Raw genomic sequence first — 15,461 nt, forward strand, 5'->3', positions numbered from 1 at the left:
ATTCCCACGCGGAGCGTGGGAACGATCGGCCTTAACTTGACTGGAAAACTCATCATGAAAAAGACCTACCTCTCCCACCCAGTCAAAACACTGGCCCTGGCCCTCGGCCTCTTCAGCTCCATCACCTTCGCCGCCGACGCGCCGCTGAAAGTCGGCACCACCGCCGCCTTCGCCATTCCCCTGGAGGCCGCCGTAGAGGAAGCCAGCAAACAAGGCCTGAAAGTCGAACTGGTGGAATTCAGCGACTGGATCGCCCCCAACGTCAGCCTCGCCTCGGGCGACATCGACGTGAACTATTTCCAGCACATCCCGTTCCTGGAAAACGCCAAGGCCGCTGCCGGTTTTGATCTGGTGCCGTTCGCCCCGGGCATCATCAACAACGTCGGCCTTTATTCGAAGAAATACAAAAGCTTCGATGAGTTGCCAGAAGGCGCCAGCGTGGCCATCGCCAACGACCCGATCAACAGCGGTCGCGGCCTGCAGCTATTGGCCAAGGCCGGGTTGATCACGCTCAAACCGGGCGTAGGCTACAAGGCCACCGAAGAAGACATCATCGCCAACCCGAAGAAAATCAAAATCCTCCAGGTCGAAGCCGTGCAACTGGTACGCGCCTATGACGACGCCGATCTGGTCCAGGGCTACCCGGCCTACATTCGTCTGTCGAAGACCTTCGATGCCAGCTCCGCGCTGCTGTTCGATGGTCTCGATCACAAGGAATACGTGATCCAGTTCGTGATCCAGCCCAAGAGCAAAAACGACCCGCGCCTGATCAAATTCGTCGACATCTATCAGCACTCGCCAGCCGTTCGCGCAGCGCTGGATAAAGCCCACGGCAAGCTCTATCAAGCCGGTTGGGAAAGCTGAGCATGACCGCCGCCATCCAACGGCGACTGGAGACTCCAGAGCCGCACAGCGCTGAACGCACCGAGCTGCACCCCGAACTGAACCGCGCTCATGTGCGCTTCATCGGCCTGGGCAAAACCTACACCGGCCAGCAAGGTCCGGTGGCGGCCCTGCAGGGTATCGACCTGGCGATCCAGCGCGGCGAAGTGTTCGGCATTATCGGGCGCAGCGGTGCCGGCAAGTCGTCGCTGATCCGCACCATCAACCGCCTCGAACAACCGAGCAGCGGGCGTGTGCTGATCGATCAGGTGGACATCGGCGAGTTCGATGAAGAGCGCCTGGTGGCGCTGCGCCGACGGATCGGCATGATCTTCCAGCACTTCAATTTGATGTCAGCCAAGACGGTTTGGCAGAACGTCGAGTTGCCGCTGAAAGTCGCCGGTGTGCCCAAGGAAAAACGCGAGCAGAAGGTCCGTGAATTGCTGGAACTGGTGGGCCTGCAAGGCAAGTACAAGGCTTATCCGGCGCAGCTTTCCGGCGGGCAGAAACAACGTGTCGGCATCGCCCGTGCGTTGGTGCATGACCCGGAAATTCTGCTGTGTGACGAGGCCACTTCGGCGCTGGATCCGGAGACCACCCAATCGATCCTCGGCCTGTTGCGCGAGATCAATCAGCGACTGGGCCTGACCATCGTGCTGATTACCCACGAGATGGCGGTGATCCGCGATATCTGCGATCGGATCGTGGTGCTGGAGCACGGACGAATCGTCGAGCAAGGGCCGGTCTGGGAAGTCTTTGGCAACCCGCAGCATGAGGTCAGCAAGACCTTGCTCGCACCGCTGCAACACGGCCTGCCGGACGAACTGCAAAGCCGCTTGCGGGCACAGCCGCAGTCTTCTGACGCCGCCGTGGTCCTGCGCTTGCAATTCACCGGCAATACACGCGACGAGCCAGACCTGGCAGCACTGTTCAGCGCCCTCGGTGGCCGCGTGCGCTTGCTGCAAGGGGGCGTGGAACGGATTCAGGGCCATGCGCTCGGGCAACTGCTGCTGGCGGTGACCGGTTCGTCCCTTGGCGCCGAGGAATTGCGTCAGCGCGCCGGCCATTGGGCGCAACAGGTGGAGGTGCTGGGTTATGTGGTTTGATCGGTTGCTGCAAGGTTTTATCGACACCTTTTTGATGGTCGGCGTGTCGTCGCTGATCGCGCTGCTGGCGGGCATTCCGTTGGCGGTGATCCTGGTCACCAGCGCCAAAGGTGGAATCTATGAAGCACCGGCACTGAACCGCGCACTGGGCGCGTTCGTGAACCTGTTCCGCTCGATTCCGTTTCTGATTCTGATGGTGGCGCTGATTCCGTTTACCCGGCTGATCGTCGGTACCACGTACGGCGTGTGGGCGGCGGTGGTGCCGCTGACCATCGCCGCCACGCCGTTTTTCGCACGCATTGCCGAGGTCAGTTTGCGCGAGGTCGACCATGGGTTGATCGAAGCGGCGCAGGCGATGGGCTGCCGACGCTGGCATATCGTCTGGCATGTGCTGTTGCCCGAGGCGCTACCGGGGATTGTCGGGGGTTTCACCATTACGTTGGTAACGATGATCAACTCGTCGGCCATGGCCGGGGCGATTGGTGCCGGTGGGTTGGGCGACATTGCTTACCGGTATGGGTATCAGCGGTTTGATAGCCAGATCATGTTGACGGTGATTGTGTTGCTGGTGGTGTTGGTGGCGGTGATTCAGTTGGGCGGGGATCGGTTGGCTCGGGGGTTGAACAAGCGTTGATCTGCGTTGAACCTGAGCGAGGGCGTTCCCACTCCCGCTCAGATCCAGTAAACCTTCGCTCAAACACACCGTTTGATCTCATACACTCACGCTCAAGAAAACCACCTTTGAACGGTGTTGGACAGTCGTTGAGAAAAACCGGGTGACTTCTGATAGTAGGCTATGAAATTTCCAACGGCTCTATCTGGCGCACCAGGATATGACCGCGTCATGAGAGATTGACCTTCGGCACCGACAACCCCCAAGACAGTCGAATAACCTCCATCAAGATTCACTGATTGCCAGCCAGAACCGTTCAATCTGTCGAGCCTGGCCATAACCATGGACCATTCGGGCATCGTGTAACCGGGAGATTCATGGGTTCGCCCCTCGGTAGTGCCCATTGCCAGCCGTGTACGCTGCCCATCTGCGTCTGGATTGGGAAGGCTGATGCCGGAACGAGCATTTGGCGCGCTCGCATGACCCAGCCTGCCCGGCGTGCTGGTTCGGTTGGTAAACTGAAACCGGGGCTGACTCAGCATTTCCTGGGGGAAGGTAGCCTTGCCGTTATCTGAAAGCAAAGGCCCGGAATGAATCATCGAAAGGTCATCCATCTGGATCTTCATATAATTTGAGCGATAGTCTCGAGGAATATCGGCATATTCCCTTCGGCGACCGTCAATGACGTTGGGGCCAACGGATGCATAACCAGGGGCCTCCTTACTCGCCCCTCCCCCCATGTTAAAAAAGCCACCGTTTATATAGGCCATCGCACCGGCGTTTTTTTTCCGGGCCTCAGACTTGATAGCTGTCCCCGACAAACTTTTGAGATGAACCGGGCGAACACCTCCCGCAACTTTTCCTTTCAGAGAAGCGTCAATGGACAAATACGAAAGCCTTCTGACGCTGTCGACGTCACGTGTCAGCCCAATGCCCAAGCGATTGAAGAGTTCATTTCCACCGACGACATCAACAGCGATTATTCCCGGCACAACGGTTCGTACCCGAACCCCCGAGTTAGTGGCCGCCACCGCATCATAGGCCGCTCTCCACCTCTTACTCGCTGCCTCTCTTGTCAAACCGTCGGGGTCAAAAAAACTCAGAGGACTGTTCCCGACCATCTCAAATGCGTTGAGCCCATCCCATGCCGGATCCGGACTTATCCAACGTTGCAACCAGGGTGCGTAATACCGAAACCCAAAGCAGTAAAGACCTGTCGCATCCCGCTCTTTCTTCGAATACCGAACGCTTTTGTACTTCGCCACCAACGCACTTATACCCGCCCAGCACGCCGTACCACCAAAGGGGTAATAGCGTTCCTGGGTCAGCACGCCTGCCTCGTCGTCCAATTCCAACGTGCTTGAGCCGAGGTGATCGTCGAGGCTGTAGCGCAATTGATCGTCATGCGTACCCTCGGGCCAATGCAACGCTCGAACGCTACTACGTCCTGCTTCGACGCAAATGACATGGTGCTCCTCGCCATCAGCCTGTCGGTGGACTTCCAGGCCGGGTAGGTAACAGACGTCAGCTCGCAGGGTTCGTCGATTGGTCTGGTTGAAATGCACCTTGCGCAACCGATGACCTGGGTGGTCGTAGACATAACATTCGTAATCGTCGGGTTCTCCCTCACGCTTGACCAAGGTCACCCGACTCAACTGGTTGCGAATATCCCAAACCATGGCTTGTCCGCGTTGCAGCTCCAGCTGGTTGCCGCAGGCATCAAAACCCGATGCGATTTCAGGTTCACCCGGCAATGAACCATCATCCCGTTGAGCCAGGCTTCGGTTACTGCCCGCAGAGGTAAACATCGAGAAACCGGGCGCACCGCTGTGGTGGCGAGAGATCAAATTGCCCGCTGGGTCGTAATCGAATCGCTGTATGTAATTGCGCCGCTGATTGGGGTCCAGCGGTGTGGGCAGCAATTCCGGTAACGCGGGTCCGTGGCTTGGGTTGGTGACTTCCCAACCCTTGGCTTCGATCAGTTGATACAGGCTGTCATAGCGGTAGCGGTTGATCGGTTCGATACGCTGGTTGTTGAAATGCGTCACGGGTTGGGACTTGTCTTCCACCTCGACAATGTTGCCTATCGGATCGTAGAGGTAGTTCAGGTCCTGCAACGGCTGTTGATTCCTTACTGCCACCAACCTTGTCAAACGACCGTTCTCGGCGTCGTACTCAACTCGTGTTTCAACGCCATTGCCCGCCGTTTCGCTTTCGATCTGGCCATCGGCGTTGTAGCGAATGTTGCTGACCAGACATTGTGGTTGCTTGCCATCCCCAGCCTGTAGCAGCCCGACTTCACTGAGCTTGCCTGCCACGCCATAGCTAAAGGTTCGGATATTCCCCTTGGCATCGGTCTGACGTTGAATATCACCCGTAGGAAGGAAGGCGTAGCGGGTGACGAACGACAGATCTTCCAGCAACTCGTCTCGGGCTTCAGGGTCGTTAGGCCAGTCAGGTGTTTCCAGTTCAGCGAGAAATCGTCTGCTTTCCATCAACACTGAACCCGCCAGACCGTAGTCGCCGACGAGTTGAGAGCCCGCTGGATCGTCATGACGGATCAGTCGCCCGCACTGATTGTGTACGGTGAACATTGGAGCGGCACCAGCATAGGTCAACCGCTCCACCACCTGTGGCAGTTCTCCAGCCGCCTGTTCCGTGACGGTTATCGGCCGTTGTTGATCGTCATAGTCGATGTGCCGCTTGTTGCCACGACCGTCCCAGAACGAACGCAGTGAACCTGCCTGATCCAAAAGGCTCAACTGCCACCCGGCATCCACGCTGTCCGACAGCACAGGCTGCCCACTCAGGCCGTGGATCGTGGCCACATTCGGCTTCGGCGCCGTTCCCCACAATCGCGGGTCCCACAACTGAATCAACCGCCCCGCGGTGTCGAAAATTTGCCGACTGATGCGCGACTCGATGACTGGTTTGTCGGGATGGCGGCAGTAGCCCACGCTACGGATCACTAACTCACGCGGATCCTTGACCGACAAAGTGGGCGTAGCGAAGTCATGATTCGCTCTCATTACAAGTCACCATCGTTTGAAGACGAGGAACAATATGAACCCTCATCTGCCAAGCCGATACTGTTAGAACTAACAGGTGGCCATACTCGGGGCGGCAGGTTTTACGATTGCTGCGCAATCGAACGGGAGCAAGCCCCTCGCCACAAAAGCGCGTCTGCCACAGGTAATCACCGACCTTCGAAGGGAATTTTTTGCACAGGAAAATCAGGGGGCCAGCAGGCCCGATCCCTTTCATTTGCAGGACATTTCCTAGATCATTCCGCTCGCTTGCGCCGACGGAATCTCGTGGCTAGTCTCGGTTCGTCACTGCTCATCAGTGATCGGGTTTAGTCGCCCGGATCTTATCAGGCGCATAGCGCTACCTCATGTCAGGTGTTTTTTATTACCTGAAAGTTATGGTGGCTGTCATGGCGTATATTCGGCGGATCCCCATTGCCTGCGTAGCCAACCATGAAACAGACTCCCACCGACCTGGAGCAGATCACCTCCACCACTCTGAGCCATTACAACTCGGTGGCCGAGGACTTCCGTGAAGGCACTCGCGATCACGATGTCAGCCAGAACATCGATGCCCTGTTGCGGCATATTCAGGGTGAGGCGCCCTTCAGCATTCTCGACTTCGGCTGCGGCCCTGGCCGCGACCTGAAAACCTTCACCCTCATGGGCCATATCGCCATCGGGCTCGACGGTTCGGAAAAGCTTGCGCAGATGGCCCGGGACGACAGCGGTTGCGAGGTCTGGCAGCAGGACTTTCTGAAACTCGATCTGCCGGCCGAGCGGTTTGACGGGATTTTTGCCAATGCGGTGCTGTTTCATGTGCCGAGTCAGGAATTGCCTCGGGTGTTGAAGCAGCTGCGCGAGGCGTTGAAGCCGGGCGGCGTGTTGTTCAGTTCCAATCCCCGTGGTGAGAATCAGGAAGGCTGGAACGGACCGCGGTATGGGGCGTATTACGATCTTCAGGTGTGGCGGGAAATGCTGACCGAGGCGGGGTTTGTGGAGCTGGAACATTACTACCGGCCGGCGGGGCTGCCGCGGGAGCAGCAGCCTTGGTTGGCGAGTGTTTGGCGTCGAGCCGACTGATCGTTACGGCGCTTGTTTCTTCGGCTCGCGTACCTTGTACCAGGCCACATACAGCGCCGGCAAAAACAGCAGCGTCAGCAACGTCGCGATGATGATCCCGCCAATCATCGCGTAGGCCATCGGCCCCCAGAACACTTCCCGGGCAATCGGGATCATCCCCATGCTCGCTGCCGCAGCCGTCAACAAAATCGGGCGGCGCCGATGTTCCGTGGCCTGCACCACCGCGTCCCACGGCGTATGACCGCTCTTCTCGAAAGAATCGATTTGGGTCACCAGAATCACCGAGTTGCGGATGATGATGCCGATCAGCGCCAGAATCCCGAGGATCGCCACGAAGCCCATGGGCGTGCCCGTCGGGATCAGCGCCAGCACCACGCCGATCAAGCCGAGCGGCGCGACGCTGGCCACCAGGAACAGCTTCTGCACGCTGTGCAACTGGATCATCAGGAAGGTCGCCATCAAAAACAGCATCAACGGCACGACCTTGGCAATCGGTCCCTGGGCCTTGCCGCTTTCCTCCACCGTGCCGCCAGTGGCGACTTTGTAGCCCACCGGCAAACCGGCGGCGAACTTGTCGATGTCCGGTTGCAACTGCTTCACCAGGTCGGTCGGCTGAATCTCGTCGCGCACCGCTGCCTTGATGGTGATGGTCGGTTTGCGATCACGACGCCATACCAGCGGTTGCTCCAGTTCGTAGCGCACCGTGGCAAACGCCAGCAGCGGTATCGAAGTGCCGCCGGGGGTGACGATCTGCAAGTTCTGCAAGGTTTCCGGGCTACCGCGCTCGGCATCTTCAGCGCGGCCGACCACGTTGATCAGGTAAATATCGTCATCGACCTGCGTCACCGGTGAGCCGACGACGATGCTGTTCATCAGGTTCGCCACGTCTTCCGACGACAGCCCCAGTTGCCGCGCCTTGTCTTGCGCGATGTCGATGCGCAGCACTTTGCCCGGCTCGTTCCAGTCATAAATGATCTCGCCAATGTGCGGATTTTTATCCAGCTCAGTGGCCAGGGCGATCGCGTGTTTGCGCACCTGATCGATGTCCTTGCCACTGACCCGGTACTGAATCGGCCGCCCCACCGGCGGGCCCATTTCCAGGGCCTGGACGTAACTGCCGATGCCGACGAACTCTTCACGCAAGCGCTTTTGCAAACGAGCAGTCAGCGCCGTGCGTGACTCCAGGCCTTTGCTGACGATCACCAGTTGCGCGTAGTACGGGTTCTGCAACTGCTGGTCGAGGGGCAGGTAGAAACGGATCGCGCCCTCGCCGATGTAGGTGCTCCAGCGCACGATGTCCGGGTCGCCCTTGAGCGTCGCTTCGAGCCTGTCCACAGCTTTGCGGGTTTCGGCAATCGAGGCATTTTGCGGCAAGTTCAGGTCGACAAGAATTTCCGGACGGTCCGAGGACGGGAAGAACTGGTTCTGCACGAACTGCATGGAAAACACCGAGAGCACGAACAGCGCCACGGTAATGCCGATAGCCCACCAGCGATTGCGCATGGCCCACAGTAGGCCACCATTGAACGCCCGACCGATGCGCCCTGGCTCTGCGTCGTGAGGTTTCACATTGCTGCTTAGAATATGCACACCGAGTACCGGGGCGAACAGCACGGCGACGATCCATGACACCAACATGGCCACCGCGATCACCGCGAACAGCGTGAAGGTGTATTCACCGGCGGAGCTCGCGTTCAAACCGATCGGCACGAAACCGGCGACGGTGACCAGCGTGCCGGTGAGCATCGGGAACGCCGTCGAGGTGTAGGCGAAGGTCGCCGCCTGTTCTTTGGTTTCGCCCATTTCCAGGCGCGTGACCATCATCTCCACCGTGATCATCGCGTCGTCCACCAGCAGCCCGAGCGCGATGATCAGCGCACCGAGGGAAATCCGCTGCATGGTGATGCCACTGTATTCCATGAAGAGGAAGACCATCGCCAGCACCAACGGAATCGAACATGCCACCACCAGCCCGGCGCGCACACCAAGGCTGACGAAGCTGACGATCAGCACGATCACCACGGCCTCGAACAACGCACTGGTGAAACCGCCGACGGCTTCTTCCACCACTTCGGCCTGGTCGGAAACGTTGTGCACACCGACGCCCACCGGCAGGTCGGCGGTCAGCTCGTTCATACGCAGATGCAGCGCCTTGCCAAATGCCTGGATGTTGCCGCCCTTCTTCATGGCGATTGCCAGGCCGATGGCCGGCTGGCCGTTGAAACGAAACTCCGGGGTGGCAGGATCGACATAGCCACGGCTGATGTCGGCGATGTCGGCCAGGCGGTAGAAGCGGTCGTTGAGCTTCAGATTGACGTTGGCCAGGTCTTTCTCAGAGGCAAACTGCCCCGAGGTCCGCACCGAAATCCGCTCCGGGCCGGCCTCGATCACTCCCGCCGGGGTCACGGCATTCTGTGATTGCAGGCTCTGCACCACCTGGCGCTGATCGATGCCGAGGGCGGCGAGTTTGCGGGTGGAGAAGTTCAGGTACAGCACTTCATCCTGCTCGCCGATCATTTCGACCTTGCCCAACCCTGGCACTTCACGGATTTCGGCACGCACCTGTTCCACGTAATCGCGTAGCTGGCGCATCGACAGGCCGTCAGAGGTAAAGGCATACACCGAACCGAACACGTCACCGAACTCATCGTTGAAGCCCGGCCCTTGCAGGCCTTGCGGGAAGTCGCCGCGGATGTCGTTGATCTTCTTGCGCACCTGGTACCAGATTTGCGGAATGTCCTTGGCGCTGGTGGTGTCGAGCAGGTTAACGAAGACCGTTGATTCGCCGGGGCGGGTGTAGCTTTTCACGTAATCGAGCGAGTCGAGTTCTTCGAGTTTTTTCTCGATCCGGTCAGTGACCTGCTTGAGGGTTTCTTCCTGGGTCGCGCCGGGCCAACGGGTCTGGATCACCATGGTTTTGATGGTGAACGACGGGTCTTCTTCGCGGCCCAGGTTCAGGTAGGAGAACACGCCCATCAACAGCGCGACGAACATCAAATACCAGACAAACGACTGATGCTTGAGGGCCCACTCGGATAAGTTGAAACTCCCTTTCATTGCGGGCTGCCCTCGTCGATTTTCACTTTCTGCCCCGGTTTGAGGCTGTTCACACCGGCACTGACCACCCGCTCGCCGGACTTCACGCCGTTGGCCACGACTACCGTGTCGTCGGTCCGGCTGATCAGGCTGACCTCCCGTGGGGCAACGGTTTGCGTCTGTGGATCGACGATCCAGATCCGTGTTTTCCCATCGACCTCCTGCAATGCGCTCGCCGGCAGTTCGAGGCGTGGTTTGATTTCGGAGCTGAGGGTCACGCTGATCGCCGTGCCGAGGTGAAAACCCGGCGGCGTATCGGTCAGGCTCAGGCGGGCGCGACGGGTACGGGTCGCGCTTTGGGCCTGGGGTTCGATTTCACGCACGATGGCGGTGCTGGTGATGCTCGGGTCCAGCTGTGAGGCGACCTGGAACACCACGTCGGCCGGCAAATCATCGACCAGGGTGTCAGGCAAGTCGATCACCGCTTCCTTGATGTCCGGCTGCGCCAGGGTCACCACTTGCTGGCCGGCGGTCACCACTTGCCCGGCTTCGGCATTCCACGCGGTGACAATGGCTTTGTGATCGGTGCGCAGCTCGACGTAGTTGAGTTGGTCCTTCGCCTGGTTGACTGCGGCCCTGGCTTGATCGAGGGACGCCTGGGTGGTTTTCAGTTCGGTCTGGGCGATGTCCAGTTGCGCCTGAGCGCCGACCCCGCGATTGAACAGTTCCTGCTGACGCCGGGCGTTGGCCTGGGCGTTGATGAGCTGCGCCTGGACACGCGCCAGATCACCCTGGGCCGAGCGCAACTGGTTCTGCTGATCGGTGGGGTCGAGGGTGGCGAGCAAGGCGCCCTTCTGTACTTCAGCGCCGACATCGACGTTACGGCTGGCGATACGCCCCGGCACCCGGAACCCGATGTTGCTTTCGTAACGGGCCTGAATGCTGCCGGCGAACCGGCCGAGATCCTCTTGATGGAGCGCTTTCACTTCCACAGACAACACCGGCCGCACCGGTTCTGGCGGCGCTTCTTCCTTGGAACAGGCGCCCAGCAGTACGGCGGCGGACAACAGCAACAGGTGCTTCATGGTTGGGCTCCTGTCGTTGGTGTCTCGTAGGTATTTTCGACGACCTCCACCCGTACGCCCGGGTGCAGCAACTGGCCGCCCGCAGTGACGACTTTTTCGCCACTGGTGAGGCCGGCGCTGACAATGACTTTGCCGGTCAGGTAACGGCCAACAGTGACCGTGTGCAGCTGCGCCTTGCCCTCGGCGTCCACCAGCCACACGGCCGGGTCGCTGAGATTTTTGGTCAGGGCCGCCCAGGGCAGTTCCACTGCGGTTTTACCCACTGGCTTGGCCGTGGCGCTCACCACCGACCCGAGTTGCATGCCCTCAGGGAGACTGTCGAGGCTGACTTTGACTTGCACCGTGCCGGTCTGCGCGGATACCGCCGGGGTGACTTCGCGAACAGTGCCCGTGGTCTTGATTTTCGGATTGTCGAGCAGGCTGACCACAATCGATCGGTCTGACGGCGGTTCGGTCAGTAGCGATTCGTAAACATTGAACACCGCGTCACGCTCGCCATCCCGGGCCAGGCTGAAAATCGGCACCGTGGCCTGCACCACCTGGCCGACTTCGGCCTGGCGCGCGGTAATCACGCCTGGCGCATCGGCAATCAACGCGGTGTAGCTCAGTTGATCGCGGGCGTTGGCCAATTGCGCTTGAGCCGCGCTCAATGCGCTCTGGCTGCTGCGCAAGGCCGCTTGGGCGGAGTCGTATTCGCTCTGGCTGGTGTAGCCCTTGGGCAGGAGTTTTTGCTGGCGAACGAAGGCGGCGGCAGTCTGTTTGACCCGCGCCTGCTCGGCAACCACCTGGGCCTGGGCCGAATCGACATTGGTTTGCAGGTCTTTGGGGTCAAGCCTGGCCAGCACTTGTTTGGCCGACACCCGGTCACCGACATCGACCATGCGCTGGATGATCTTGCCGCCCACGCGGAACGACAACTCGGTCTGGACTCGGGCCTGGACATCGCCGGTGAGTGTCACCGCGGCGGCGTAATCGGTTGGCTTGACCTCTTGCACGAAGACTCGCGGACGGTCCTTTTCGACCTGTGCTTTTTCACCGCAGGCGGTCAGCAAGGCAACGAGGCACAAGCCAAGCACTATTTTCAATCCGGGACCAACCATGCAGACTCCTTTGCGTTGTACGGGCGTGCCAGTGTCGATACGACTGTGAGCTTAGAACAGGGTTCCACCTTAGCCCACGCAGATAACCATATCCCTGTAGGAGCAGCCGAAGGCTGCGATCTTTTGACTTTAGCGGTAGTGCTCTCGCCGGAAGATCAAAAGATCGCAGCCTTCGGCAGCTCCTACAACGTAAATTCGCGTCAACGATCACTTTCGCAGCGATGCCGATGCCCCGGCACGGGCAGCCGCAATTGTGCTGGAGAAGCATCTCGGCAGACCGGGGTGGTCGGGCAACGGATGCTGGATGAGCCGGCGTGGTATTGGCCGGATTAAGCGGGCTTGCTCGCGAAGACGGTGGCAGGGTCACAACAAGGCCGAGTGAATCACCCCTGCCACTTCCCACCCTCGACAATCACGCTTTCAGGCCTGGTGTCGTCGCTCAGCTCTTTGCGCACATACTGGTCGTACAGCTTGAGCAAAAACTTATCCTCACCCAGCTTCGCCAACTCCGTATTCACCCAATCGCGCAGTTCGATGTTGCCCTTCTTCACCGCCGGGGCGATCGGTGCTTCGGCACCCAATTTCTGTTCCAGTACACGGTAGCCCGGGTTTTGTTTGGCCCAACTGAACAACACCAGATTGTCCTGCGCATAAGCGTCGCCGCGACCATTGGCCAGGGCTTGCAGGGACTCGGAGTTTTTCTCAAACTTCAGCAGTTTCCAGTCCGGGTGATTTTTGGTCAGCCAGACATCGGCTGTGGTGCCCGTGGTCACGATAGTCGTGCGGGTCGCCAAGTCATCAAGGTTCTTCACCGAACTGGCCTGCGGCACCAGCGCCTGCACCGCCACCTTGAGATTCGGGTTGGTGAAGTCCACCGCTTCCTTGCGCTCCGGGGTGACGGTCATGTTGGCCAGGATCAGGTCAACCTTGTCGCTTTGCAGGAATGGAATCCGGCTCGCCGGCTCCACCGCCACGAACTCGACTTTGTTTTCATCGCCCAATAGATCCTTGGCGAATTGGCGGCCAATGTCGGTATCGAACCCCACATAGCGCCCGGCTTCATCGACAAAACCGAACGGCGGTTTGTCGGTGAACACGCCGACAATCAGCTTGTCCCGGGCTTTGATCTTTTCCAGGTAACCGGCCGGTGCGCTGCTGACGCTGGCGACTTTGGGCTTGGCCGGTTCTTCGGTTTTGTTGCAACCGGCCAGCAGCGCCAGGCCGAACAGCGGGAGTAGCAGCAGAGAAGACTTGGCAGTTTTCATGGCAGTTCCAGTTCCTTTGTTTGAGTCGTTTTAGGTAGTGCGGCGACGAAGGAGAACTTCTCCAGGAACTGCTGCGCTCGTGCGGTTTGCGGGTTCGTAAAGAAAATCTCGGGGGGGTGTTGCTCAAGGATGCGCCCGGCGTCCATGAACACGATGCGGTCGGCCACGGCGCGGGCGAAGGCCATTTCGTGGGTGACAATCAGCAGGGTCATGCCCTCGCGGGCCAGGCCCTGAATCACTTCGAGCACCTCCTTGACCATCTCCGGGTCGAGGGCGGCGGTGACTTCGTCAAAGAGCATGACCTGGGGATTCATGCACAGCGAACGGACGATGGCGATGCGTTGCTGCTGACCACCGGAGAGCTGACGCGGGAACGCGTCGCGCTTGTCCAACAGGCCTACGCGCTCCAGCAAGGCTTCGGCCTGTGCACGGGCTTCGCGGCGGTCGCGCTTCTGCACTTTCACCGGGCCAAGCAGCACGTTATCGAGCACGCTCATGTGCGGGAACAGGTGATAACTCTGGAATACCATGCCGATCTGCTGACGCACTTCGCGCCAGTCGGTGCCCTTGTCCAGCAACTCACGCCCGGCAAAATTCAAGCTGCCGCTGTGAGCGACTTCCAGGCCGTTAAGGCAGCGCAGCAAGGTGCTTTTGCCACATCCGCTGGGGCCGAGGATGACGATCACTTCGCCCGGTTTCACCTTCAGGTCGATGCCGTTGAGCACCTGCTGCTCGCCGAAAAACTTGTTAAAACCCTTGAACTCGATCAATGCGCTCATGCTTGCGTCCAGCGCCGCTCCAGCACGCGGGAAGCGGCTGACAGCGGGTAGCAGATGAAAAAGAAAAACAGAAACAGCGCGCCGTAGATCAGTACCGATTCGTAGGTGCGCTCGATGATCTGCTGGCCGACCTTGATCACGTCCACCACGCCGATCAGCACCGCCAGGGAGCTGGTCTTGATGATCCGCGTGTAGACGTTGATGGTCGGCGGCGTCATGCGTTTCAGCGCCTGGGGCAGCAGTACGTAGCCGTAGAGTTGCGGGCCGTTCAAGCCAATCGACAATCCCGCTTCTCGCTGGCCGCGCGGTAACGAATGCAAGGCGCCGCGCACCACTTCCCCGACTTCGCTGGCGCCCCACAGCGACAGCACCAGCACCGCGCACCAGAAGCTCGGAATGCTCAGGCCGAAAAAAATCGGCAGGCCGAAGAACAGCAAATACAACCAGACCAGCACCGGGATCGCCCGGAACAGTTCCAGATAAACCCGCAGAATTGCGTTGAGCCATGTCGAATTCAGCGTGCGCAACACGCCGTAGAGCACCCCGCCGACGGTGCTGAAGGCGATGCTCAGGAAAGAAATCGACAAGGTTTGCGCAGCCCCCTTGCCCAGTTGCGGCAACGACACCATGAGCAACTCAAGACCCGAACTGGCCATGCTGGAGCCTCCTTTCCAGACGGCTGAGCAGCAGCGACAACGGCAAAAACAACAGCACGCAGATCAACGTCAGCACGGCGAGCATTTCGTAGGTTTTGTAATAGAGCGCGATGTAGCTCTTGGTGGTGTAGAGAATCTCCGGCACCGCCACCGCCGAGACCACTGTGGTTTCCTTGAGCAGGAATATGAAATTGGCGAACAGCGACGGCAGGCTGAGAATGCCGGCTTGCGGCAGGATCACGTAGCGCAGCAATTGCCCGTGGGACAAGCCTATTGAACGACCGGACTCAAGTTGCGCCTGGGGCACGGCATCCACGCCGGCGCGCAGGACTTCGGTGAGGTAGGCTCCGCCGAGAAAGGTCATGGTGATGATCGCTGCGGCGAAGCCCGAGACTTTGATGCCCAGGGCCGGCAAGGCGAAGTAGACGAAGAACAACTGGATCAGCAATGGCGTGTTACGCGCCAACTCCACATACAGCCCGACCAGCCGCTGCAGGTAAGGCGTGCGAAACACCAGAATCGTCGCGTTGACCAGCGCCACCAGCAATGAAGTGCCGATGGCGATGAAGCCGACCTGCAGCGTCACACCAACGGCTTTGAGAAACGCCGGCAGGGTGCTGAGGATAAATGCGTAATCGAAGGTCATTGAACATCCTGTACGCCGCTCGGTAAGCGACGATGGCGCAGTCCATGGGCAGTGGATAACCACCCGGCAGGCGCCAACTTTAAAGGTATAAAAAGAGGAATTTAAATACCGTTAAAGCATATTGATATCACGCAAAAAACTATTCTGCGGATTTGCGACGGCAGCGGGGGACGGCTATTTTCCT

General features: G+C 59.3%; 12 protein-coding genes. 4 read left to right on the forward strand and 8 right to left on the reverse strand.

Annotated features, from left to right (window positions below; genetic code table 11):
- Positions 1-54 precede the first annotated feature (54 nt).
- From AC1D2Q_RS25005 to AC1D2Q_RS25015, 3 genes are read left to right on the forward strand one after another with little or no spacing between them, the layout of a single operon-like run.
- Positions 55-864: a MetQ/NlpA family ABC transporter substrate-binding protein gene (locus AC1D2Q_RS25005; RefSeq protein ID WP_477814901.1), complete on the forward strand. Its 810-nt coding sequence runs from the start codon at positions 55-57 to the stop codon at positions 862-864.
- A 2-nt stretch (positions 865-866) separates the two neighbouring features.
- Entirely contained in the window at positions 867-1,988 is a 1,122-nt protein-coding gene (locus tag AC1D2Q_RS25010; protein ID WP_477814902.1) for a methionine ABC transporter ATP-binding protein, read from the forward strand.
- On the forward strand, positions 1,978-2,622 hold the full coding sequence (locus AC1D2Q_RS25015; RefSeq protein WP_008005138.1) for a methionine ABC transporter permease: 645 nt from the start codon (positions 1,978-1,980) through the stop codon (positions 2,620-2,622). Before AC1D2Q_RS25010 ends, AC1D2Q_RS25015 begins: the two co-directional genes overlap by 11 nt.
- A 92-nt stretch (positions 2,623-2,714) precedes the next feature.
- Here AC1D2Q_RS25015 and AC1D2Q_RS25020 read toward each other — a convergent pair whose 3' ends face one another.
- Entirely contained in the window at positions 2,715-5,630 is a 2,916-nt protein-coding gene (locus AC1D2Q_RS25020) for an RHS repeat domain-containing protein (RefSeq protein WP_477814903.1), read from the reverse strand.
- A 450-nt stretch (positions 5,631-6,080) separates the two neighbouring features.
- Here AC1D2Q_RS25020 and AC1D2Q_RS25025 point away from each other — a divergent pair, with 450 nt between their 5' ends.
- Positions 6,081-6,710 (forward strand): class I SAM-dependent methyltransferase, encoded by a 630-nt coding sequence (locus AC1D2Q_RS25025; RefSeq protein WP_477814904.1) that lies wholly within the window; start codon positions 6,081-6,083, stop codon positions 6,708-6,710.
- A gap of 3 nt (positions 6,711-6,713) precedes the next feature.
- On the opposite strand, the gene AC1D2Q_RS25030 is transcribed toward AC1D2Q_RS25025, so the two are convergent.
- From AC1D2Q_RS25030 to AC1D2Q_RS25060, 7 genes are all read right to left on the reverse strand, one after another.
- Entirely contained in the window at positions 6,714-9,767 is a 3,054-nt protein-coding gene (locus AC1D2Q_RS25030) for an efflux RND transporter permease subunit (protein ID WP_477814905.1), read from the reverse strand.
- Positions 9,764-10,831 (reverse strand): efflux RND transporter periplasmic adaptor subunit, encoded by a 1,068-nt coding sequence (locus AC1D2Q_RS25035; protein ID WP_477814906.1) that lies wholly within the window; start codon positions 10,829-10,831, stop codon positions 9,764-9,766. Before AC1D2Q_RS25035 ends, AC1D2Q_RS25030 begins: the two co-directional genes overlap by 4 nt.
- Entirely contained in the window at positions 10,828-11,931 is a 1,104-nt protein-coding gene (locus tag AC1D2Q_RS25040; protein WP_477814907.1) for an efflux RND transporter periplasmic adaptor subunit, read from the reverse strand. Before AC1D2Q_RS25040 ends, AC1D2Q_RS25035 begins: the two co-directional genes overlap by 4 nt.
- Before the next feature lie 383 nt (positions 11,932-12,314).
- Complete coding sequence (locus tag AC1D2Q_RS25045; RefSeq protein ID WP_477814908.1) at positions 12,315-13,196, reverse strand: transporter substrate-binding domain-containing protein; 882 nt, start codon at positions 13,194-13,196, stop codon at positions 12,315-12,317.
- Positions 13,193-13,975 carry an amino acid ABC transporter ATP-binding protein gene (locus AC1D2Q_RS25050; RefSeq protein ID WP_305410771.1) on the reverse strand — a complete coding sequence of 261 codons (783 nt, stop codon included), beginning with the start codon at positions 13,973-13,975 and terminating at the stop codon, positions 13,193-13,195. The genes AC1D2Q_RS25045 and AC1D2Q_RS25050 overlap by 4 nt, the downstream gene beginning before the upstream one ends.
- Positions 13,972-14,631, reverse strand: a complete 660-nt coding sequence (locus tag AC1D2Q_RS25055) for an amino acid ABC transporter permease (RefSeq protein ID WP_477814909.1) — start codon at positions 14,629-14,631, stop codon at positions 13,972-13,974. Before AC1D2Q_RS25055 ends, AC1D2Q_RS25050 begins: the two co-directional genes overlap by 4 nt.
- Positions 14,612-15,277 carry an amino acid ABC transporter permease gene (locus tag AC1D2Q_RS25060; protein ID WP_018929351.1) on the reverse strand — a complete coding sequence of 222 codons (666 nt, stop codon included), beginning with the start codon at positions 15,275-15,277 and terminating at the stop codon, positions 14,612-14,614. The genes AC1D2Q_RS25055 and AC1D2Q_RS25060 overlap by 20 nt, the downstream gene beginning before the upstream one ends.
- Positions 15,278-15,461 lie beyond the last annotated feature (184 nt).

This window comes from Pseudomonas sp. P1_A1 (genome assembly GCF_056406935.1).

Bases quoted from the DNA above. Each gene is read 5' to 3' on its own strand.
- AC1D2Q_RS25050 (WP_305410771.1), bottom strand. From the start codon at position 13,975: ATGAGCGCATTGATCGAGTTCAAGGGTTTTAACAAGTTTTTCGGCGAG.
- AC1D2Q_RS25015 (WP_008005138.1), top strand. From the start codon at position 1,978: ATGTGGTTTGATCGGTTGCTGCAAGGTTTTATCGACACCTTTTTGATG.
- AC1D2Q_RS25045 (WP_477814908.1), bottom strand. From the start codon at position 13,196: ATGAAAACTGCCAAGTCTTCTCTGCTGCTACTCCCGCTGTTCGGCCTG.
- AC1D2Q_RS25010 (WP_477814902.1), top strand. From the start codon at position 867: ATGACCGCCGCCATCCAACGGCGACTGGAGACTCCAGAGCCGCACAGC.
- AC1D2Q_RS25020 (WP_477814903.1), bottom strand. From the start codon at position 5,630: ATGAGAGCGAATCATGACTTCGCTACGCCCACTTTGTCGGTCAAGGAT.
- AC1D2Q_RS25055 (WP_477814909.1), bottom strand. From the start codon at position 14,631: ATGGCCAGTTCGGGTCTTGAGTTGCTCATGGTGTCGTTGCCGCAACTG.
- AC1D2Q_RS25005 (WP_477814901.1), top strand. From the start codon at position 55: ATGAAAAAGACCTACCTCTCCCACCCAGTCAAAACACTGGCCCTGGCC.
- AC1D2Q_RS25040 (WP_477814907.1), bottom strand. From the start codon at position 11,931: ATGGTTGGTCCCGGATTGAAAATAGTGCTTGGCTTGTGCCTCGTTGCC.
- AC1D2Q_RS25060 (WP_018929351.1), bottom strand. From the start codon at position 15,277: ATGACCTTCGATTACGCATTTATCCTCAGCACCCTGCCGGCGTTTCTC.
- AC1D2Q_RS25035 (WP_477814906.1), bottom strand. From the start codon at position 10,831: ATGAAGCACCTGTTGCTGTTGTCCGCCGCCGTACTGCTGGGCGCCTGT.
- AC1D2Q_RS25025 (WP_477814904.1), top strand. From the start codon at position 6,081: ATGAAACAGACTCCCACCGACCTGGAGCAGATCACCTCCACCACTCTG.
- AC1D2Q_RS25030 (WP_477814905.1), bottom strand. From the start codon at position 9,767: ATGAAAGGGAGTTTCAACTTATCCGAGTGGGCCCTCAAGCATCAGTCG.